Source organism: Acinetobacter sp. YH01021 (assembly GCF_013420255.1).
Classification (GTDB): domain Bacteria; phylum Pseudomonadota; class Gammaproteobacteria; order Pseudomonadales; family Moraxellaceae; genus Acinetobacter.
In genome coordinates this window covers 150669-171050 of record NZ_VOYO01000005.1, presented here as the reverse complement: position 1 = coordinate 171050, position 20382 = coordinate 150669, and the positions used below count along the sequence as shown (strand labels likewise).

At 44.5% G+C, this 20382-nt stretch carries 19 protein-coding genes, 2 tRNA genes and 2 pseudogenes; 10 read left to right on the top strand and 13 right to left on the bottom strand.

Going from position 1 to position 20382, the window contains the following annotated elements; genetic code table 11:
- The 4 genes and pseudogenes from FTT86_RS06260 to FTT86_RS06245 all read left to right on the top strand — a co-directional run.
- Positions 1–120: pseudogene (locus FTT86_RS06260) on the top strand (IS30 family transposase); the annotation flags it as partial.
- 3 nt (positions 121–123) lie between these two features.
- A pseudogene (locus FTT86_RS06255) lies at positions 124–549 on the top strand (3'-5' exonuclease domain-containing protein 2); the annotation flags it as partial.
- A gap of 326 nt (positions 550–875) precedes the next feature.
- Positions 876–1610 (top strand): 1-(5-phosphoribosyl)-5-[(5-phosphoribosylamino)methylideneamino]imidazole-4-carboxamide isomerase, encoded by a 735-nt coding sequence (gene hisA, locus FTT86_RS06250; protein WP_180180839.1) that lies wholly within the window; start codon positions 876–878, stop codon positions 1608–1610.
- A 65-nt stretch (positions 1611–1675) separates the two neighbouring features.
- Complete coding sequence (locus FTT86_RS06245; RefSeq protein WP_180180838.1) at positions 1676–2605, top strand: DMT family transporter; 930 nt, start codon at positions 1676–1678, stop codon at positions 2603–2605.
- A 61-nt stretch (positions 2606–2666) separates the two neighbouring features.
- Here the strand turns inward: FTT86_RS06245 and FTT86_RS06240 are convergent, their stop codons facing one another.
- From FTT86_RS06240 to FTT86_RS06230, 3 genes are read right to left on the bottom strand one after another with little or no spacing between them, the layout of a single operon-like run.
- The gene (locus FTT86_RS06240; RefSeq protein WP_005105397.1) at positions 2667–3062 is read right to left on the bottom strand and encodes a hypothetical protein; all 396 of its coding nucleotides are present in this window, start codon (positions 3060–3062) and stop codon (positions 2667–2669) included.
- A gap of 20 nt (positions 3063–3082) precedes the next feature.
- Positions 3083–3709 carry a DUF1294 domain-containing protein gene (locus FTT86_RS06235; protein WP_180180837.1) on the bottom strand — a complete coding sequence of 209 codons (627 nt, stop codon included), beginning with the start codon at positions 3707–3709 and terminating at the stop codon, positions 3083–3085.
- 27 nt (positions 3710–3736) lie between these two features.
- Entirely contained in the window at positions 3737–4684 is a 948-nt protein-coding gene (locus FTT86_RS06230; protein ID WP_180180836.1) for a homoserine kinase, read from the bottom strand.
- A gap of 113 nt (positions 4685–4797) precedes the next feature.
- Here FTT86_RS06230 and hisF point away from each other — a divergent pair, with 113 nt between their 5' ends.
- Positions 4798–5556 (top strand): imidazole glycerol phosphate synthase subunit HisF, encoded by a 759-nt coding sequence (hisF, locus tag FTT86_RS06225; protein WP_180180835.1) that lies wholly within the window; start codon positions 4798–4800, stop codon positions 5554–5556.
- A gap of 286 nt (positions 5557–5842) precedes the next feature.
- On the opposite strand, the gene FTT86_RS06220 is transcribed toward hisF, so the two are convergent.
- Positions 5843–6499: a hypothetical protein gene (locus FTT86_RS06220; RefSeq protein WP_180180834.1), complete on the bottom strand. Its 657-nt coding sequence runs from the start codon at positions 6497–6499 to the stop codon at positions 5843–5845.
- 108 nt (positions 6500–6607) lie between these two features.
- Between FTT86_RS06220 and FTT86_RS06215 the strand changes: the two genes are divergently transcribed.
- On the top strand, positions 6608–7618 hold the full coding sequence (locus FTT86_RS06215) for an AraC family transcriptional regulator (protein ID WP_180180833.1): 1011 nt from the start codon (positions 6608–6610) through the stop codon (positions 7616–7618).
- 277 nt (positions 7619–7895) lie between these two features.
- Here FTT86_RS06215 and FTT86_RS06210 read toward each other — a convergent pair whose 3' ends face one another.
- Both FTT86_RS06210 and FTT86_RS06205 read right to left on the bottom strand, forming a co-directional pair.
- Complete coding sequence (locus FTT86_RS06210) at positions 7896–8141, bottom strand: hypothetical protein (RefSeq protein ID WP_180180832.1); 246 nt, start codon at positions 8139–8141, stop codon at positions 7896–7898.
- Positions 8142–8220: 79 nt separating this feature from the next.
- Positions 8221–9303, bottom strand: a complete 1083-nt coding sequence (locus FTT86_RS06205; RefSeq protein WP_180180831.1) for a DNA/RNA non-specific endonuclease — start codon at positions 9301–9303, stop codon at positions 8221–8223.
- Between the two features lie 264 nt (positions 9304–9567).
- On the opposite strand from FTT86_RS06205, the gene FTT86_RS06200 reads away from it, so the two are divergent.
- Positions 9568–10221, top strand: coding sequence for a hypothetical protein (locus FTT86_RS06200; protein ID WP_180180830.1), 654 nt, complete (start codon positions 9568–9570; stop codon positions 10219–10221).
- Between the two features lie 80 nt (positions 10222–10301).
- Here FTT86_RS06200 and FTT86_RS06195 read toward each other — a convergent pair whose 3' ends face one another.
- Complete coding sequence (locus FTT86_RS06195) at positions 10302–12182, bottom strand: potassium transporter Kup (protein ID WP_005105382.1); 1881 nt, start codon at positions 12180–12182, stop codon at positions 10302–10304.
- A gap of 122 nt (positions 12183–12304) precedes the next feature.
- Between FTT86_RS06195 and FTT86_RS06190 the strand changes: the two genes are divergently transcribed.
- The 3 genes from FTT86_RS06190 to FTT86_RS06180 all read left to right on the top strand — a co-directional run bounded on the left by FTT86_RS06190 (position 12305) and on the right by FTT86_RS06180 (position 13362).
- A tRNA-Ser gene (locus FTT86_RS06190) sits at positions 12305–12395 on the top strand.
- 459 nt (positions 12396–12854) lie between these two features.
- Positions 12855–13082, top strand: a complete 228-nt coding sequence (locus FTT86_RS06185) for a hypothetical protein (protein WP_004647282.1) — start codon at positions 12855–12857, stop codon at positions 13080–13082.
- A 204-nt stretch (positions 13083–13286) separates the two neighbouring features.
- A tRNA-Thr gene (locus FTT86_RS06180) sits at positions 13287–13362 on the top strand.
- Between the two features lie 75 nt (positions 13363–13437).
- Here the strand turns inward: FTT86_RS06180 and FTT86_RS06175 are convergent.
- The 6 genes from FTT86_RS06175 to FTT86_RS06150 form a co-directional block, all read right to left on the bottom strand.
- Positions 13438–14286, bottom strand: coding sequence for a cyclopropane-fatty-acyl-phospholipid synthase family protein (locus FTT86_RS06175; RefSeq protein WP_180180829.1), 849 nt, complete (start codon positions 14284–14286; stop codon positions 13438–13440).
- A gap of 3 nt (positions 14287–14289) precedes the next feature.
- The gene (locus tag FTT86_RS06170; RefSeq protein WP_180180828.1) at positions 14290–15597 is read right to left on the bottom strand and encodes an FAD-dependent oxidoreductase; all 1308 of its coding nucleotides are present in this window, start codon (positions 15595–15597) and stop codon (positions 14290–14292) included.
- 621 nt (positions 15598–16218) lie between these two features.
- The gene (ahpC, locus tag FTT86_RS06165; RefSeq protein WP_005105379.1) at positions 16219–16782 is read right to left on the bottom strand and encodes an alkyl hydroperoxide reductase subunit C; all 564 of its coding nucleotides are present in this window, start codon (positions 16780–16782) and stop codon (positions 16219–16221) included.
- Between the two features lie 311 nt (positions 16783–17093).
- Positions 17094–17681: a single-stranded DNA-binding protein gene (gene ssb / locus FTT86_RS06160; RefSeq protein ID WP_180180827.1), complete on the bottom strand. Its 588-nt coding sequence runs from the start codon at positions 17679–17681 to the stop codon at positions 17094–17096.
- Between the two features lie 51 nt (positions 17682–17732).
- Positions 17733–19097, bottom strand: coding sequence for an MFS transporter (locus FTT86_RS06155; RefSeq protein WP_035340698.1), 1365 nt, complete (start codon positions 19095–19097; stop codon positions 17733–17735).
- A gap of 153 nt (positions 19098–19250) precedes the next feature.
- On the bottom strand, positions 19251–20339 hold the full coding sequence (locus FTT86_RS06150) for a DUF475 domain-containing protein (protein WP_180180826.1): 1089 nt from the start codon (positions 20337–20339) through the stop codon (positions 19251–19253).
- Positions 20340–20382 lie beyond the last annotated feature (43 nt).

Here is a 20382-nt window from a genome sequence, read left to right as displayed (position 1 = left end):
GTTGCCATGTCACTGAATACTCGTCCTAGAAAAGCGTTAGATTGGCTTACACCATTAGAGAAATTTGCTCAGCTTGTTGATTATCATAAGACTTTTCAAACTGTCGCACCTCATGTTTGAATTCGCCCCTATTTATTTCAAATGAATGATTCGATCTGGGATTTTCTTAAACCGATCTTTGTCAATCGCGACCAGATCAAGGTTGGTTTTGGCCTGAAAAATGATGCGCACCTGTTCCGTAAAAAAGGAATTGAACTGAATAGTGTGATTGAACTGTCTAAATGTTTTAAAGCTTTTGGTTTAAACAATCCGGTCGGATTAAAAAATGCCATGGCGTTATTGTTTCAGTTGAATTTTCCTAAATCCAAACGGATTAGTACCTCGAACTGGGCCAGCAAGAAGCTAAGCCCGGCACAAATTGATTATGCAGCCGCAGATGCCTACGCGCCCGTGCTGGTATTTGAAGAATTACTACGTCGGGATTTATTACCCAGAGAGATTCCCAATACTTCATTAAAATTAAGAATCCGTCCTTCATCGACGGCTTAAGTGCTTGCATGGCCTGCTGGTACTGGCAACTTGATGTACGCATGAAAGCTGTGATGAGCGCGTTGATGAGAGAGCTGTGACTTTAACAGGTCTTACAGCTTCGGTTATCGACCAGCTCAGTACACAATCCGTTATGGAAAATCTGATCTCCATTCAAGAGACGGATCATTAAAATCATTAAAACGAGCAAAATAAATTACCTCACTGCTACCTATCTATGGACAGGTTTTCTTTATTCATACCGTTTAAGAGTTAGAAATTTCGACTTTATTTGCTAAGATGAATACACTCAAATTCATTCTAAAGATTAAGCAAGGAGCGAAAGCATGCTGATCATCCCTGCAATTGACCTGAAAGATGGCAAATGTGTCCGTTTAAAGCAAGGTCGTATGGAAGACGATACCGTATTTTCAGACGATCCGGTCGCAACAGCACAGCATTGGGTAAATGAAGGCGCTCGCCGCTTACATTTAGTAGATTTAAACGGTGCTTTCGCAGGTACACCAATCCATAAGCCAGTGGTTGAAGCCATTGTCCGATCTCAACCTGATTTGCCGATCCAGATTGGTGGTGGTATCCGTTCTCTGGAAACCATTGAGCATTATCTGCAAGCTGGTGTTTCTTTTGTGATTATTGGCACCAAAGCAGTTCAGAATCCTGAATTTGTTGAAGAGGCATGTCAAAAATTTGCTGGTCACATTATTGTTGGGATTGATGCCATGAATGGCATGGTAGCAACAGATGGCTGGGCCAATGTGACTGATGTCAAGGCTACTGACCTGGCGAAACGTTTTGCCGATGCTGGCGTGTCAAGCATTGTCTACACGGATATCGCGCGTGATGGCATGATGCAGGGTGTGAATATTGAGCAAACCGTGAATCTGGCGCAATACTCAGGTTTGCCTGTGATTGCATCTGGTGGTGTAACCAACCTGGATGACGTACGTAACCTGAAAGACCAACCAGGTATTTTAGGCGCAATTACCGGTCGTGCGATTTACGAAGGTACATTAAGCTTGCGTGAAGCACAGTTGTTGCTAGATGAGCAACAGGCGCTATAATTAAGCTTGCTGTAAAAGAGGTCTTCGGACCTCTTTTTTATTTTTTAATTTTCTGATCTCCTGGCATGTCTACACTTATTTCCAAAAATCACTCCGGCTGGATGGTGAAAGCGCCGCAACTCGCCCTGATCCTGATCACCATTATCTGGGGCGGCAGCTTTATTACCGTGCAATACGGGCTGAACTTTAGCAGTCCGATTATATTTGTCGGCCTGCGTTTTGCTGCGGCAGCGCTTGCCGTCACCCTGATTTCACTGAAGTCGCTAAAAGGCATGAACCTGAAAGAGGTGTTCGCTGGCGTGGTGATTGGCATCATGATCGCCATTGGCTACGGCACCCAAACTGTGGGCTTGCAGACCATCAGCAGCAGTGAGTCGGCCTTTTTAACCGCCTTGTATGTTCCGCTGGTTCCGATCCTGCTCTGGCTGCTATTTCGCAAAAAACCACATGTTATGACCTGGATCGGAGCGCTGTTTGCCTTTATCGGTCTGGTGTTTTTGACAGGAAATGGCTTTGCTGCGATTCAGCTCAGTTTCGGACAAACCCTGACTTTGCTTGGTTCGATTGCGATCGCACTGGAGATTATTTTTATCAGCTATTTCGCCGAGCAGGTCAATGTCCGCCGAGTCACGGTGCTGCAACTGATTTTTGCATCCCTGTTCTGCTTCATGATCGCACCTGTTTTAGGTGAATCTCAGTTACCTGGATTTCACTGGCATCTGGCAGGAATTTTAGTCGGTTTAGGCATTGCCAGTGCCTTGATCCAACTGGTGATGAACTGGGCTCAGCGCATGGTGGATCCTTCACAAGCAGCGATTATCTATGCAGGTGAACCGGTATGGGCCGCCCTGTTTGGCCGTCTGGCCGGAGAACGTTTACCGTCACTGGCTTTATTAGGCGGATTGATGGTGGTACTTGGCGTAATTACCAGTGAATGGAAACCAAAGTTTTTAAGAAAAGATCCAACAGAACAATTAAAACAAGATCTTTCTTAATTCTGCTAAATCCCCCCCTTAAAAAAAGGGGGATTTTTTCTCTGGGGAAATACGGCTAAAATTATTTGCTATACATCGGTCTATTGTCATTTAAGCGCATGATGCCGCGAATCGCCCGATACACAATCCAGATCCAGGCCAAAACCACCACCACTAAACAGAAAGCGGATGCACCAAATGCGACCCCTGCAAACAGGTCAGGATCTTCGCCGGTAAAGAACAAAAAGAAAAATGGAATAAAGGCGACGATATTCCAGAACAGATACCACCAGAAACTGCGGATCTGCCAGGTAAAATGGCTTTCAAAGATGGAACCGCGCACATCGCGCCGTTTCACATAGTTAATGATCAACGCCACGACAGCCAGCAGGCCAGCACTAAAAATGGCCACAATATATAAAATGTACAGTGCAAAAGTCAGTGTGCGGTTTGAGTCTTTATCAATGGAATAATTCACGTCCCCTCCTGGTACTTCCCCTAGATATTTAAACTATTCAACGGGGAAATCAGCCATATAATCAAAATGATGTTAAAGGCTATGGTACAAAAATATATCTGCCGGAAAGGTTGTTTTTGTGTTTTATGCCGTAATTTCTGCTGTGCCAGCCAGGCTGCCGGCCAGCCGCCTAAGAAAGCCACCACATGCAGAGTGTTTTCCGGAATACGGCGATTACCCAGCTGTGCCGCTTCCTTATCTTGCGCATAGAGCCAGTAGCTGAGCGCATTCATCAGGCTGACCAGCAACAACACCAGTCCACTCAGTAAACTACCCAAGGTCAAAGCCACCAGAAAAAGAATATAGAGCACACAGGCAATCTGCATCGGCTGTAATTTCTGTGTCTGCTGTGGCTTGGACGGTTTGAATTTTGCTTGCAGGCTTTTGGCTTGTACTGCTTTCAAGTACATCACTTGTTGCGCACGATAACGGCCGCGTTCATCCAGAATCACCAGATAATCCAGCGCACAGCCCACGATTGGACGTGGGCCAGGCTTGGCAAAGTCCTTGATATGCAGAAATACGCGATCTTTGGCCGGATCACTAGGCTGGATAAAACCATAACCCTGATCATCAAACCATTCCACCAAACGTCCCTGATCGCGCATATCCCCTATCCTTTTTAATCTGTTTGTTTAAGCGGTGACGAATTTTAAGCGTTCAATCAGCATATTACGCATTTCGTCCGGATTTTTTTGCAAAATATCTTCGCCGGTCCGGCCTAATGCTGCATTACGCTGAGCCACCTGCAGGCGCATCATCCAGAAGCGTCCTGCCGCCATAGCCAGATACAACTCCAGACAGGCGCGTTCATCACTGGTTAAAGGACGAATTGTTTCATAGGCATTTAAAAAGCTAATCGCTTTTTCTTCGTTCAAGACCACGTCAGGATATTCGGTACAGAAATCATTTAACGTAATGGCAATATCGAACAACCATTCATCTTTATTCAGCTCATAAAAATCCAGAATGCCATTCAGCTGATCGCCTTCAAACAAGGTATTGTCACGGAACAGATCCGAATGAATAAAACCGCGTGGACGATCCGGATATACCGCTGTCAACGCCTCATATAAACCTAATAATTTGCCGAGCAAGACTTTATCTGCCGGACTTAAACTCGGTTTGATCTCTTGAGATACTGCCAGCCAATAGGCATGATCACGCACAAAATTACGTTCTAATTTAAAGTCTTTCAGTGCCACATGCATTTTCGCCTGAGCCACTGCAATCGCTTCAACTTGTGCGACGGTAGATGGCATCGGATGTTCACCCATCAGGCGCGGTGCAATCTGTGCCGGTTTATCTTTAATGCTGTGAATCGCTTTGCCTGAATGCGACAAAGGCACAGGAACGGCCAATCCGGCCTGACCCAGATGTTCCAGCACAGGAACCAGTTCACCTGCTGCCTGCTCATCCATATCTTCAAACACCGTCAGCACATATTGCTGATCTTCGCAGACTAAAAAGTAGTTGGTATTTTGAATACCGCCTTGAATGGGAATCAGATCAATCGCCTTTAAACCATAAGGCGCTGCAAAATCCTGAACTTCCTTTAAAGTCAAAGTGGTATAAACCGACATAGAAAACCTGCGAAAAAACTTACATAATTTTGCTAGAATACCGTTTCCATCTGCCAAGGTGTAGCGCTTGCGTGGGTGAGTTTCATAATCGGCTGTAATAATTGGAAAAATTTATGCTAGCTAAACGTATTATTCCTTGTCTGGACGTGGATAATGGCCGCGTGGTCAAGGGTGTCCAGTTCCTTGATATTCGTGATGCGGGTGACCCGGTCGAAGTGGCGCGCCGTTATAATGAACAAGGTGCCGATGAAATTACTTTCCTTGATATTACCGCTACACATCATGGACGCGATACCACTTACCGCACAGTAGAACGCATGGCCGAATCGGTTTTTGTACCCCTGACTGTCGGTGGCGGTGTACGTAAAGTCGAAGATATCCGTCTATTACTCAATGCCGGTGCAGACAAAGTCAGCATCAACTCGGCTGCGATTTATAATCCTAAGTTTGTGCAGGAAGCATCTCAACGCTTTGGCGCTCAATGTATCGTGGTGGCGATCGATGCCAAAAAAACTGGCGACCACAAATGGGAAATTTTCACCCACGGCGGCCGTAAAGAAACCGGGATTGATGCGATTGAATGGGCTGTGAAAATGGCTGACTTCGGCGCAGGTGAATTACTGATTACTTCGATGGATGCCGATGGCACCAAAGCCGGTTACGACATTGCCCTGATGCGTGCCATCAATGACCGCGTCACAGTACCGACCATTGCCTCTGGTGGTGTGGGTAATTTACAGCATTTGGCGGATGGCATTATTCATGGGGGTGCCGATGCGGTACTGGCAGCTTCAATTTTCCATTTTGGCCAGCACACCATTCCGGAAGCGAAAGCCTATATGGCAGCCCAAGGCATTGAAATGCGCCTCTAAGCCGTTTTAGATGATGATTTAATTAAAGAGTGTTTTTATAAACACTCTTTTTTTATGCCTTAAATAAAATAACACAGCAAATACGGGACAAAAAAAAGGAGTCTTTCGACTCCTTATAAAACCAAGATAAGACTACAGCACTTGGTATTCAAAATAACTCATTACACCCAGAAACATTATCAGTATGAGGCTCTGCTCACCGACAGGAGCAAATATAAGTGAAATTCACAGGACAATATTGACAATACAATCGTATTTTATTGACAAATCACGACAAAGCCCTGCTTTACTCCATAACCTGCGTATTTAACTGCTTCATTACCGTATTTTTTGCAGTATTTTTCCTCATTTTAGAGGAAGCATCGGCCGATTTAACCGGAAAATATTGCTCTGCCCAACGGTTCAGTTTTTTCGAGATCGGTGCGGGCAAGCTCAGACCTAAAGGATTCTGTTCCTGCAAATCTGCCGAGGAAATCACCCGGGTTCCCAGCAGATAGTCAAACCAGGGCTTGGTGACGCACCAGTTGGCATCCTGATTACTATTCATATGATGATCATAATGCCAGGGCAATTTCTTTTTGGCCCATTCCGGTTCCAGATGAGCCCGGCGATGTAAATAATAATAGTTACCTGCACTATATAAGGTAGCCAGTGACATACCTTTGGAGAAGGGATAAAAACTGAGTCCAAAAACGGTCGCAACGACTGCCAGTGATGCAATTTCATTGCGGGTACGCCAGTTGTGCAGTCCTTCTACATAGCCGAAATCGGAAAATTCCGTTTTTCGCACAATCCGGTGATGCTCCCAGTGTGAGCGCATACTCTCGGGTACCGGACTATAACGGCTCTTTCCCGGACGATGAACACCATGCAATACATATTTATGCGCAAACCATTCAAATCCATTTGCGACGACAAGTCCTGCCAGAAAACCTTTCCACATGATCTTTTACCTCTTGGCCTATTTTTAATATAGGCTAAATAAAAGACTAGATATTGACCAAAATATTCAATATGATTGACAAAATACGACAAAATAAAAGAATTAAAAATGCTGGTTCTAAAAAACTACGTAGGTTCAGTATACGGTGGTTTAGGACATTTACTTTTGGACTATTATCAGTTGAAACAGCTTGAAGTCCCTGAGAAATTATTGGCCATTCAAAATCTGGAACGCTTTGATTTCGCCTTGTGGCGTGATCTGTTAACGACACTTGATCAACAGCTGCAACGACCGGCTTTAGGCTTGGAAATCGCCCAACTGGTTGAAGCTAAACACCTCGGTATTATTGGCTATCTGGCACTCTCAAGTGAGACCTTGGGTGAAGCCTTTATGCGCTATCATGATTATCATCGTCTGATTTATGATGGTGGCCCACTTCAGCTGCAATGGCAAGGCGATTATCTGTCGATTGGCTGGGTTGAAATTCCGTTTCATCTGAATACTCAATTGACCGATGAAATCGCGATTGCGCTAATGACGGAATTCGTAAAAGCCAATATTCAGAGCCCGCACGGGGTTCAGTTATACGAGGTACATTTCCAGCATGCAATGCCTAAAAATATTGCACTCTATGAGCAGTATTTCGGCTGTAAAGTCCGATTTTCTCAAGCCAGAAATCAGGTATTAATGCATGTCAGTGAACTGTCCAGGCCGCTGAAACAGGGCGACCAGACCTTGCAAAAACTGCTGATGCAACAGGCCAAAGCATTATTAGAAAAATTTCCGTACTCCACTCTGGTAGATCAGCAGCTGCAACAGGCGATTCTAATTGGCCTGCAAAAAAACCTGTTCCAGATCAAACATATTGCCGAGCAGATGAATTTTTCCGTGCGTCAGTTACAACGCCATTTACAAAAACAGGGCAAAACTTATCAGCAATGTATGCAGGAGATTCGCTGCATGCTGGCTATGCAATATCTGAAAGATCCGCACTTGAGTTTGCAGGAGACTGCCATGTTACTGGGTTATTCTGAACAAAGTGCGTTTCAGCGTGCCTTTAAGCAATGGACCCAGCTGACACCGCAGCAGTGGCGCCAACAGAATATGCCAGCTGCTTAAACTACCAGCATGTTCGTTTGATATACGGGCTTCAAGCAGGGTTGACGATTTTAATCCCTGTCCCCTATCACCTGATGATAAATATAAAAATAAGGACTTAAAAAATTGATAAATATCTTGGCGAATTGCTCGGCACATTCTGGCTGGTGTTTGGAGATATTACGGGAGCAGAGAAATTAAGCTTTTCAATAAAAGCCTTCTAAAAAGTCAGGATTTCTAAATACCATTTTTCTGCATGTTTCACATGGAGCATGCAGATCATCGCGCTTAAAAATGCTTATAAAAATGGATTTTCAATTTCATTCAGATCATCACGCTGAATTTTTTCTGGCAAGTCCGGCGTGTTTTCTAGTTGTTGTACCACATCATTCAGAAAAGCCTGCAAGGCTTTGGCCACTTTCAGTCCCTGCTGATCCTTGGTGATTTGCAAGTTGCCATACAGGCTGACGCAGTCTAGATCATTTTCCAAAGTCAGATCATGAATGGCATGGGATTCACTGCCATTTTCAAATGCTTTAAACATATCCTCTTCACCTGTCTTTGTTATTTTTCCATGAACGTCTGATGTCGATGCTACCCGAATCCTGGTTTTTTCAGCAAGCTTATTTCAACAGCTGCAAAATATATTGCAACAAGGCATCAATCAGCTGTTTTACGATGGCATCTTGTGTCGCGTTGTCTATCGCGCCACCAGTCGCTGAGGAGGTCGAGCTGCCTGAACCAGAAGACTTAAACTCGCGTTGTAATGCCTGCAGGTTTTCTTCAGAAACCTCTTCGGCACACTGGCTTTCTGCATCCCAATTAGAGTATTCAATTTTCTGGTTGGCTTTTACGGCATTTCCAGTCAGTGGCAGCTTATAGGTATTGCGTTTCTGTTCTTCGGTAAGCTGCGGGAACAGGTTAATTCCAAGCTGTTCTTCCAGATAGCAGACACTGACAATACGCACTTTCAGTGAATTGTCATTCGGTGCATAGTAAGCACCAATAGCACCGGTTTTCGGCATATAAACCGCCTTATAGACCGCGGTTGGCACAATCACGCCATTGCCAATGGTTTTCAGCTTCTTCCCGGCAAAGACCGGCCCGGTTACCACATAAACATCCTGTTTCTGCTTGGTCACAATGGCACGAGTGGCTTCTTCCAGCTCACGCCAGACTTGCTGATTATTCTTGGGCGCTTGCGGCACCATATTGGCCAATGAAAAACTGTCAGACTGCGCAGCCTTGTTAGGCATATCCGCATTCGGCGCCATATGACCGCGGTCATAACCTGAACCACGATAATCCGCCAATGTGGCACGATGCTTCGCACTGACCCGATCTTCTTCATGAAAATTATCTTCACGGGGAATTTTCTGGCTTAAGCGTGCTGGCGTTAAGGCTTCTGCAACCCAAAGTGGCGTTTTAGATACCCCGGAATAACCGACATTAAAGCCATTAAAACACAGTGAATAGCTGTCTTTTTTCAGACTGTCTTTCATCAAATATGGCGGCACATCCCGATAAAATTGGTTCAGACAGGCAGAATCACTGGAAGAGGATAGTGACACCCACTGACTGATTTTTTCCTGGCCAAAAGCGATGGCGAAGCTACTCGAAGCCACCACGCCCAGAATGACTTTAATACTATTATCATTTAAAAACTGAAAAAAAGAGTTCTTGGATTTACGCTGCTTCTTGGCCATTCTTACACGTACTTTTTAGATCAATACAGATTTTGACCGAGCTTAACAAGCTGTATAAGTGAAGTATATCTTGGCTCTACCATTCGTTTACTAAATAAACAATAAGTATCTAAAACCCCAGCTAGTTGTAACAAACTGTCTAATTTTATTTCTTTTTAAATGAGGTTTCTCGGTGTTTGCGTAGCTTTTTTTGGCCCAGTGGATTGAGTATGTAAAGCTAACGGCCTATCTCAATTCGTACAATTATTAGCAATGGTGTCAATCATGAATTCCAAACTCTCTAAAGCATTAGGTTTAGGATTATTCACAAGTGTGATCAGCGTAGCTGCATTTGCTGAGCCACCGGTTCAACCAGGTGAAACACTTGAAAGCTTGTCTAAAGCTAAAATTAGTACCAAGGTGAATGGTCAGGAAGCCTCTTTAGAAAGCTTGGTGAACTCTGGTCAGATTCGTCTGGTCGATCCGCGTGCAGCAGCACCGCAACCAGCCATGCTAAACACACAGGCACCAATGCCCAATGATCCAGCAATGACTCAGGCACCAAATTCAGGTACTGTTTCTCCTCAACCACCTGTCACAGAACCAGGTATGAATGAAGCAGAGGTGCCGGCCAATCTGGTTGAACCAGCCACTGAATCAGAAGTAGAAGCCAGCACGTCTATGACGACGCCTCAACAACAACCAACACTGGAAGAACAACAAGCAGCTGTACCAGCAATGTCTGAAGAGCAACAGCAAGCAGCTATTGCTTCAGAACAACCGATGCCTGAAGCACAGCAACAAGCGGCTGTGACTGAAGCAGATGTGAGCAATGAACAAACTGAAATTGCAGCTCAATCTGATGCAGAGCCAGTACTGATGGAAGAACCTTTGAATGCTGCACCTGAAGTGCCGGCTGCGGTAGAACTCGAACAATAATCTGAAACTCATTTATTTATTGTTTCTCTCATAAAAAAACCAGAGTGTGCCTCTGGTTTTTTTTATGCTTTTTATTTTATTTACATCTGAATCTGGGTGCCCAGCTCGACCACACGGTTGGGTGGAATTTGATAGAAATCACTGACCGGACTGGTATTGCGCTGCATAGAAATAAACAGCTTTTCCCGCCACGGTGCCATGCCCTCACCCACAGTATGCATAATCCGTTCACGTGAAATAAAGAAACTGATCTGCATCAGGTCATATTCAAAATCCCATTGCTCATAGGCCTGTTGTAAAGCTTCCGGAATATTCGGCTGATCCTTAAAACCATAATAGATAAACACCCGGTAAAAATGCTCACTCAGTTTTTCCAGTTCAATCCGGTCCTGCCTGTCAACAAAAGGAATATCCCGGGTAATCACCGTCAACATGATATTGCGTTCATGCAAGACCTTATTGTGCTTAATATTATGCAACATGGCATGCGGAACAATATTTGGTGTACCGGTCAGGAAAATGGCATCGCCTGGCACAAACTTGGTGCCTTCCCCCATCGAAATACTTTTAATAAACAGATCAATCGGCAAGGCATCCTGTTCCAGCCGGTTCAGTACCAACGCACGCCCGTCTTTCCAGGTCATGAGAATCGTAAACAGTACCGCACCAATCAGAATTGGCACCCAGCCACCCGAAGCGATTTTCAAGGACGTTGAGGCCACAAAGACTAAATCCAGTGCCAGGAATGGTACAGCAAATAACGCTACTTTCCAGACCGGCCAACGCCAGAAGCCATAGGCCAGAATCGAGATCAAAATGGTGCCGCAGAGCATGGTCATGGTCACCGCAACGCCATAAGCACTGGCCAGATTGGCACTATTTTCAAACAGTAAAATCAGGATCAGCACCGAGATAAACAACATCCAGTTAATGAAAGGCAGATAAATCTGGCCACGCTCCAATGCAGAGGTATGCTTGACTGACAGGCGCGGCAAATAACGCAATTGAATGGCTTGATTGACCATAGAAAATACCCCTGTAATGACCGCCTGTGAGGCAATCACCGCCGCTGCAGTCGCCAGTCCAATCATCGGAAATAAGGCCCAGTCGGGCAGCAGCATATAAAAAGGATTCGCCAGTGCTTCAGGACTACGCAGTAACAAGGCGCCTTGCCCGGCATAATTCAGCAATAAACATGGCAAGACAATAATGAACCAGGCCAGACGAATCGGCAGACGGCCAAAATGCCCCATATCGGCATAAATCGCTTCACCCCCAGTCATGGTCAGAATCACCGCCCCCATGGTCAGAAAAGCCACATAGGGCTGATCGACCACAAAATGATAGGCCCAGTAGGGATTCACCATCCACAGTACAAACGGGGTCTGGATGATGCTCCACAAACCAAAACCGCCAATCGACAAAAACCAGAGCATGGTTAAAGGTCCAAAAAACTTGCCCATCGTGGCTGTGCCGTGTCGCTGTACCATAAACAGTCCGGCCAAAATCCCGATGGATAAAGGCACCAGCCACTGATTGAAAATGGGTGTGGCAATACTCAGGCCTTCAATGGCTGAGAGCACGGAGATTGCCGGGGTAATAATCCCGTCACCGAAAAATAACGATGCGCCGACAAAGCCCAAAGCAATCAGGAATATTTTCTTTTGATCAGAGATTCGTGTGGTACGCAGGTTTAATGCCAACAGTGACATGATCCCGCCTTCGCCGTTGTTATCAGCACGCATGATTACCATGACATATTTAAAGCTGATGGTAAGCATCATGCACCAGAAAATCAGGGACAGGATACCGAGTACAGAAGCTTCGCTAATGGCGAGATGTGCGGTGAGGAAGCATTGGCGCAGTGCATAGAGCGGACTGGTACCAATATCTCCGAAAACGACCCCAAGCGCAGCCAGTGTAATCACCGGGAGAGCTGCCTTTTGTGCAGTGCTTTGCATATATTGTCTTCGTTTTTTAACAAGCATTTTTGCGAATCATAGCACCGCATTAAAAGTTTTTCTGCAAATCAATTGTTTCAGCTTGGCACAGCTGGTTTTTTTCGCTATTATCCTCGGCCTATGGTGAGGTGTCCGAGTGGCTGAAGGAGCACGCCTGGAAAGTGTGTAAACGTTTATAGCGTTTCGAGGGTTCGAATCCCTCTCTCACCGCCAGAATTTAAAAACCCGAATCACATGATTCGGGTTTTTTTATATTTAATTTTATCCATCATCCCATCAGCAAAAAAAATCATCTGCTTAGATCTTAAAATATTATTATCCATCGTCTTATGCAAATCATTGAGTTGATATCAATCCTCTTTCATAAAAATCTTTTGCAACACAACACTTACGCTCAATTCTATTTTTAAAAATCTTCATTTTTCATCAGCCAAAAAACTGATGAATTGTGCAGTTTTTGTACGCCATTCATTTCAGGTTTTTATTTATGTGTTCAAACAAAAAACTGGCACAGAAATAGCTTAATTTTATTGTCATCAAAGCTATGTTATGTTGCTTATAAATCAACTAAAAGGAGAATAAAAACCACAGGATAGAAAGAAATAACCAAGTGAACCGGGCCATTCAAATTTGAAGTTAAAAAATAGATACACTGCTATTCGGAGAGCGAACATGAATAACAGCGCAAACTATGCCAAACAGATTAAAAATGCAAAACGTGGCGGTTATACCCCAACTATTGCCAAGGACATCAATAAACATAAAATTCAAAAAGCCTTGAGACTCATCGAACAGTGGAGAAGCCTCGCTCAAGAACTCAAACCTCAAATGCAGTTTGATATGGCCTTTACTTTAGAGGAATGTGCACAAGAATTAGATCGCATCCTGAAAAACAGATAAACCTTATAACCAACTCATATCCATAGCAAATCCTATGCTTTCACCCTCGCCCATATCTGCACATATGGGCCATTTCTTTGCACATAATCAAAAACAGAACTTTTCATCCATTCGGTCAAAATAAACAAATCCTGCCGAAACAGTTTAAACGGTTATTTTTTGGCTTGCGTGACCCAAAAAAATCTGTAAAATGCACTCCACCATGCCGGCATAGCTCAGTTGGTAGAGCAACTGACTTGTAATCAGTAGGTCCACAGTTCGAATCCGTGTGCCGGCACCATATCTTAGCCTCGCTTTTAGTGAGGCTTTGATGTTTCTGGGTTTTAGTATTTTGAGCTGAGTCTTCTTGCACTTTCTAGTGCTTCGATTGTGCCGTCACTTGCACATATCTCACAATCCCTTCCTGATATAATTTTCGGCATAGTTTCGCTGTCATCTGAATTTTAAAATGATCCAGTTTTGAACCTTGAGCCTGATCATCTGATGCTTTTGAATTCAAAGTTTTTTGCACGTAATCCGCAAAGCCGGAAAATACCGGCTCGGACAGATCCTGAATCTGAATATTTTTAAATTCAAATCGATCCAGAAAGGCATATAATGCACCCACTGTCATTAAATCTTTTAAATTCACATCAGTAGATTTCAATAAAAACTGATATTTACGCCGTTGTAATGCATTTAAATTTTCCCAACGCTCGGACAAAACCAGATGATGAAAACCAATCCGTGCATTTGAATTTAAAACACTGCGGACCTGCTCCAAGAATAAAGGCACAGGACTGTGATAAGCCGCATCCAGGCACAACACCACATCAAAACGCTGGGAAAATGGCAATTCTTTTAAACGCAAAAATGACGCCTGATAAATGGCATTCAGTTCTGGTAAATATTGCTGAATATTGGCCACACAGGCAGCCTGCAGCTCAACCCCGGCCAGATATTGCACTTGATAATGTTGCTGCCAGTGCAGCAAGCTGGCGCCCTGACCGCAGCCTAAATCCAGCAGTTTATCTTTTGAATTTAAATTTACAGTTTGCGCAAGGTGATCGGCCAGCATACGACAGGCAGCCGCATAATCCTGCTGACCTGCTTGCCAATACCCTAAATTGCTCCAGGGCAATTGCGCGTGATCGCCCAACACAGCGGCATCAATTGCATACTTGTGCTGGGGAAGATGCTGACGCAGTGCCTGAAGCCATTGCATGGATTAATAACCCAGTTGCGGAGCAACCTCAACCACAGGTTTTAAACCCTGAAATGGTAAAGGCGCACCAAAGATTTCTGCAATCTTCATCGCTGAGGTCACTGCCGATTCCAGAATCGGCAAACCGTCACATGACCATGAACCGCAGAAGAAGACCTTACGGTTGGCATCCAGATGACGTTGCTGCAATTCCTTATTCAGTGCCACCGTATTAGCATCGACGACTGCACGTGTCAGCATTACCGATTTGATCACTTTCTTCGGATCAATGTCGGTTACCGGACGCCAGGTCTGAAACACGGCCGACTTGCCAACCAAAGAAGGTTCAATCGAGTTAAGCCACACGGTAAATTGCTGACGAGTAAATTTACGGTCCATCATATAGCTGAGTACGGCCCAGTCTTTACGTTTTGGCGGCATTACGCTGGCATCGGTATGAATCACCAGTTCGCCTTGTTCGAATTTGAATTTCTTCAATAATTCAATTTCACTGGCGAATTGTACCGGATCCAGGAACTCCTCAATTTTGGTGGTCGGTGTCGCGACAATCACCCGGTCAAACAGTTTTGAATAACCGGCCGCATTTTCAACTTTGACCTGATCGCCCTGCTCTTGTACCAGTGTAATTGCTGAACCGTCTTCAATCTGAATGCCTTCAATCAGCTTATCGACCAACGCTGGTGTACCGCCTTGCAGACGCAGTAAAGCATCACCATCGGTTAATTGACGCAGAAAAATTAACAACGGTTTAGCTGGCCATTCACCAATGGTTTTCGGATTGCAGGTACAGATGGTATATAGCACCGGCATCACCGCACCGTGCCAGAACACTTCTTCAATCTCGTTACGATTGATAAATTCTGCCAGGCTGATGTCCTGATTTTTCGATTTAAAGAATTTGGTCAATGCAACTTTTAACTGCAACAGGCCTTTGACCAGACGCCAGCCATATTGTTGCAGGCCTTTCCGGTTATTGATGATCGGGATATTGCCAATTCGGCTACGCGATGTGGTCAGCCAGGTTTCAGTTTTATCTTCAAATAACCAGCTGCAGGCCATATAGGTCCGCACCGGATAAGTTTTAATGCCCAGATGTGTGGCTAGACTCAGGGTGTTTTTCCACAGATAGGGGTTCATCACACGTAAAGGTGCGTCAATCAGGCCCCCTTCAAATTCAAGGCTATGACTGTCCATGCCGCGACCTGGAAGTGCTTCAAAAATCGTGATGTGATGCCCTGCGTCCTGGAGAATTCTGGCTGAAGCCAGTCCGGCCATGCCACTACCAATTACTGCGATATCCAAACTGATCATCCGTCATTGAAAAACTACAGAAATTATGTACCATGCGCCAATCAAACAGGTTATTAAAATCTTCCAGAATATATGTTTTTCGTAAAGGCCTTTTTGTTCAATTTCACCTGCTTTTTATTCATTTTTCTGCCTTAGTTAAAATTCCATCAAATCTAAGATTTTATTCATATTTTTATCTAAAAACTTGAAAATTCGCTTTAAAAACAAATAATTTAATTAACCATTTTTATAATCCTTGGTTGACAAATACTTTTTAAATACCTATGATTCGCAGCATAAGAAAACCATAAATTCATCCGGTTCCATTCAGATGCGTTTATGCGAAAATTGTTTAAAACGACAAGAAACTACAGCGCCTTATAAAATAAAAGCCTCTGCGAAAGCAGAGGCTTCTTTGTTTTAAGCCCTAGTTGATCATGCAGCATGGTACTGAGCTTACTTGATTGCCTCTAATATGCCGCTTAAAAAGCATAGAGTGCAATTCATCAATCCTCATTGTGTTCTCAAATCGGAATCAAACAGCATGATGTTTTTGTCTAGAATTCATAAATATCTAAACTAAAAAAATAAAAAATCCAGCAACTTGTGCTGGATTTTTTGCTTCAAAGCATTAGGTTTGAATTAGATTTTACCCACCAGGTCGATTGATGGAGCAAGTGTTGCTTCACCTTCTTTCCATTTTGCCGGACAAACTTCACCTGGGTGCGCATGTACATATTGTGCAGCTTTCACTTTACGAAGAAGCTCTTGTGCATCACGGCCGATACCACCCGCATTGATTTCAATGATCTGGATTTTACCTTCGGGATCAATTACGAAAGTACCACGATCTGCCAGACCTTCAGCTTCAATCAGTACTTCGAAGTTTTTAGACAATGTCCAGGTTGGATCACCAATCAATGGATACTGGATTTTACCAATCACGTCAGAGGTATCATGCCAAGCTTTATGGGTGAAATGAGTATCGGTAGACACGCCATAGATTTCTACACCCATTTTCTGGAATTCAGCATACTGATCAGCAAGATCGCCTAATTCAGTTGGACAAACAAAGGTGAAATCTGCAGGATAGAAAAACACCACTGACCATTTTCCTTTCAGGTCTTGCTCAGAAACTTCGATGAACTGACCATTGTGGTAAGCAGTTGCATTGAATGATTTGATTTCAGTATTGATTAAACTCATGAGATATTTCCTCTGGCTTATTTCTGGGATTGCTTATCTTGTGAAGCTAGAATACGAAAAATTTCAAAATAGGTAAAACCGCAAGTTTTTATAAAAATGATCGCTTTTTTAGATCATTAATTTCTATTAGTATTGTTAATCTCATTTATTTTCTCGATGCAGAGTTGTGCTGATCAAAAGCAAGATAATGCTTTAACACTTATGATTCTTCTAATAAGTCGGGCTTTATGCAAACTCAATACCAATCTTCAAGACATAAAAAACCCACCGCATTCAGGTGGGTTTTAATGATGATTTACCGTTCTAATAGATCAAAATGGAAGGTCATCATCTAGATCTGCTGCAGGTGCTGCTGTTGGAGCAGGTGCAGATTTTGGCGCAAAACCACTCGGATTATTGTTGCCATAACCGCCGCCCTGGTTGTTGCTAAAACCGCCTTGCTGTGGCGCTGAACCATAACCTGATTGCGGGTTATTGCCATAACCACCCTGGTTGTTGTTCGCCTGATTATTGTTATTAAAGCGTGGCTGGTTAAAGCTGCTCTCGCCCTGATCATTTTGAGGACGGCTAGAGTCTAACATCTGCATTTGTTCACCACGAATTTCCGTCGTATAGCGCTCCTGACCATTCTGGTCAGTCCACTGACGGGTACGTAATGAACCTTCAATATATACTTTTGAGCCTTTACGAAGATATTGCTGTGCAATTTCACCTAAACGGTTATGCAACACGATACGGTGCCATTCCGTTTGTTCTTTACGGTCACCGGTACTTTTATCTGTCCACGAATCGCTGGTTGCGATCGAGAATTGAGTGAGAGAGCCACCATTTGCAAAAGTTTTGGTTTCCGGATCTTTACCCAAAGTACCCACTAAAATAACTTTATTTACACCACGCATTTGCCGTTTACTTCCTATATATTTCTGTATTTTACTTTATAAGAGTTATGCTTAAATGGCTACCTCTTTACCCAACAAGTGCGTTAATTGTTGTCGCGAAGCATCATCAATCTGCTGTTTATCGACTTTTACATAGGCAACTTGCTGTTCAGACATCACCACGACCTCTTCAATACCACGAATCGCCAAAAGCTGAGAAGTCCATTCGTCAGTTTGTCTGCTTTCCGGCAAACGCAACACCAGCGATGACAGATAGCGTGGCTGTGCCAGGCCAAAACTCATCAGCAGCCAGATTATCGCAATCCCTGTCAGGATACTCCAGCCCATCGAGGTATTGTTCAGCAGTAATAATTGTCCGCCAATCATACCGCCAAAGAACGCCCCTAAAAACTGGCTGCTGGCATTTACGCCCATTGCGGTGGCTTTGGACTGGATCGGTGCCGCTTTCGACAACCAGGACGGCAACAAGGCTTCCATCACATTAAAAGCAATAAAGAACAGCCCTAGACCAATCAGCAAGACATATTTGGATTCAAAACCAAATGCCATCACCATTAGGCCCAGAATAATGCCAGTAATGGCCACCAGAAAAATCGCGCGCATTTTGTGGTATTTTTCTGCCAGGATAATACTTGGAAAAGCAAAAAACAGGCTCAGCACCAACAGCGGCAAATATACCCAGCCATGACTGGACAGTGGCAGATCAGCAAATTCGATCAGCTGCGAAGGTACATAGATAAACATCGCGGTGAGCAATAAATGCAGGGTAAAGACCGACACATGCAGACGGTTCAGATCCCCGATTTTGATTACCTGTTTCAACTGTGCCAGATAGCCCTGCTGAAAGTTTTTATGATGCCGCGTGACTTTAGGCACCATCAACAGCATGGCAATCGCCGCCAGGCCCATCACCGTGGTCACCCAGAACAACCCAGAGATACCGACCAGACCCGTCAGCCAAGGCCCCAGACTAAAGGCCACCACAAAAGACAGGCCGATACTCATGCCCATCATGGCCATGGCTTTCATGCGGTTTTCTTCACGGGTAACGTCTGCCAGCAGTGCCATCACCACAGCGGATACCGCACCACCACCAGCGATTGCACGGCCGATAATCACGCCATAAATGGTGTCCGACATGGCTGCAATCGCACCACCCAGCGCAAATAATAGCAGTCCCAAAACCACCAGTGGCTTACGGCTATAACGATCCGCAATCAGGCTGAATGGAATCTGCAATAAGGCCTGAGTCAGACCGTAGACCCCGACCGCCAAACCGATCAGTGCAGGTGTTGCATATTGATATGCCTGCCCTGCCACAGAAAACACCGGGATAATCATAAACAACCCCAGCATGCGCAGTGCAAAAATACTGCTCAGGGCAAAGGTTGAACGACGTTCTAAAGCATTCATCATAAATTATGGCGATTGGGTTAATTAATCTGGAGCCCAGATTATAGGACATTCAGCTCATTAATAAGACATGAATTTTATTTGAAATAAAAATGATGCCAATCTAAAAACAAAAAAGCGCAGCCGGAGCTACGCTTTTTGTTCAGGGATAGCGCTTTATTTGTCTAAAGCCGCCTGACGTTTTTTGTATTGAATTGAGGCGAATACTGCCCAGACAATAAAGGCTACACCGATCAGACCGGTCACCACTTCTGGTACATGCAGACCGGTTCCGCTGGCAATCATAATGAAAGCCAGTGCACCGATGGCATAATGCGCACCATGTTCCAGGTAGATATAGGCATCCAATGTGCCCTGCTCAACCAGATAAATCGTCATTGAACGGACAAAGATCGCACCAATTGCCAGACCCAGCATGATGATGACCACGTCTGAGGTAATCGCAAAGGCACCGATCACGCCATCAAAACTGAAAGAGGCATCCAGGACTTCTAGATAGAGGAAACCACCAATACCGGCTTTCACTACACCCGTCGGTACGCCATTTTCATCATGACGAATGGCATTGCCTTCTTCATCGACTTCCGGTTCACCACCGAGCATATGGCTCAGAACCTGCACCCCGATATAAATCACGATGCCCCAGATCCCGGCCATAGTCACTGCCAGACGCTTGGCTTCATCGACATTGGCTGCCATGATTAACAAGGCCACCAGTGCGATAAACACCGACATCGCCGGAACACTGGCCAGGTTGGATAAACGGCGTTCTACTCGTCTGAACCAATGCGTGTCTTTTTCTTCATCCAGGAAGAAGTTCAGGAATACCATCAACAGGAAAGCACCACCAAAAGCAGCAATCTCAGGATGATGTGCCATTAAACGTGCTGAATATTCTTTCGGATCATTCAGGGCCAGACGTACCACTTCCATAAAGCCCAGGTCTGCAGTCACTGCAACAATGACCACTGGGAAGATCAAACGCATCCCGAAAACTGCAATCAGAATACCGACTGTCAGGAACAGCATTTTCCAAAAATGATCCCAACCCCGTAGGACTGAGGCATTAACAACCGCGTTATCAAAGGACAACGACACTTCCATAATCGCTAAAATAGCGGTGATGGTTAGCGCTGTGAGCATGGTTTGCAGGCCTGCGTCAGGACCATGGGTATAACCCCAATACGCAGACAAACCAAGACACACGATCGAAAATGCAATCGAGAAACCAAAATGTTTCAACATACACAACGACCTTGGATAAATTAAATAAATGTATGGCTGCGAA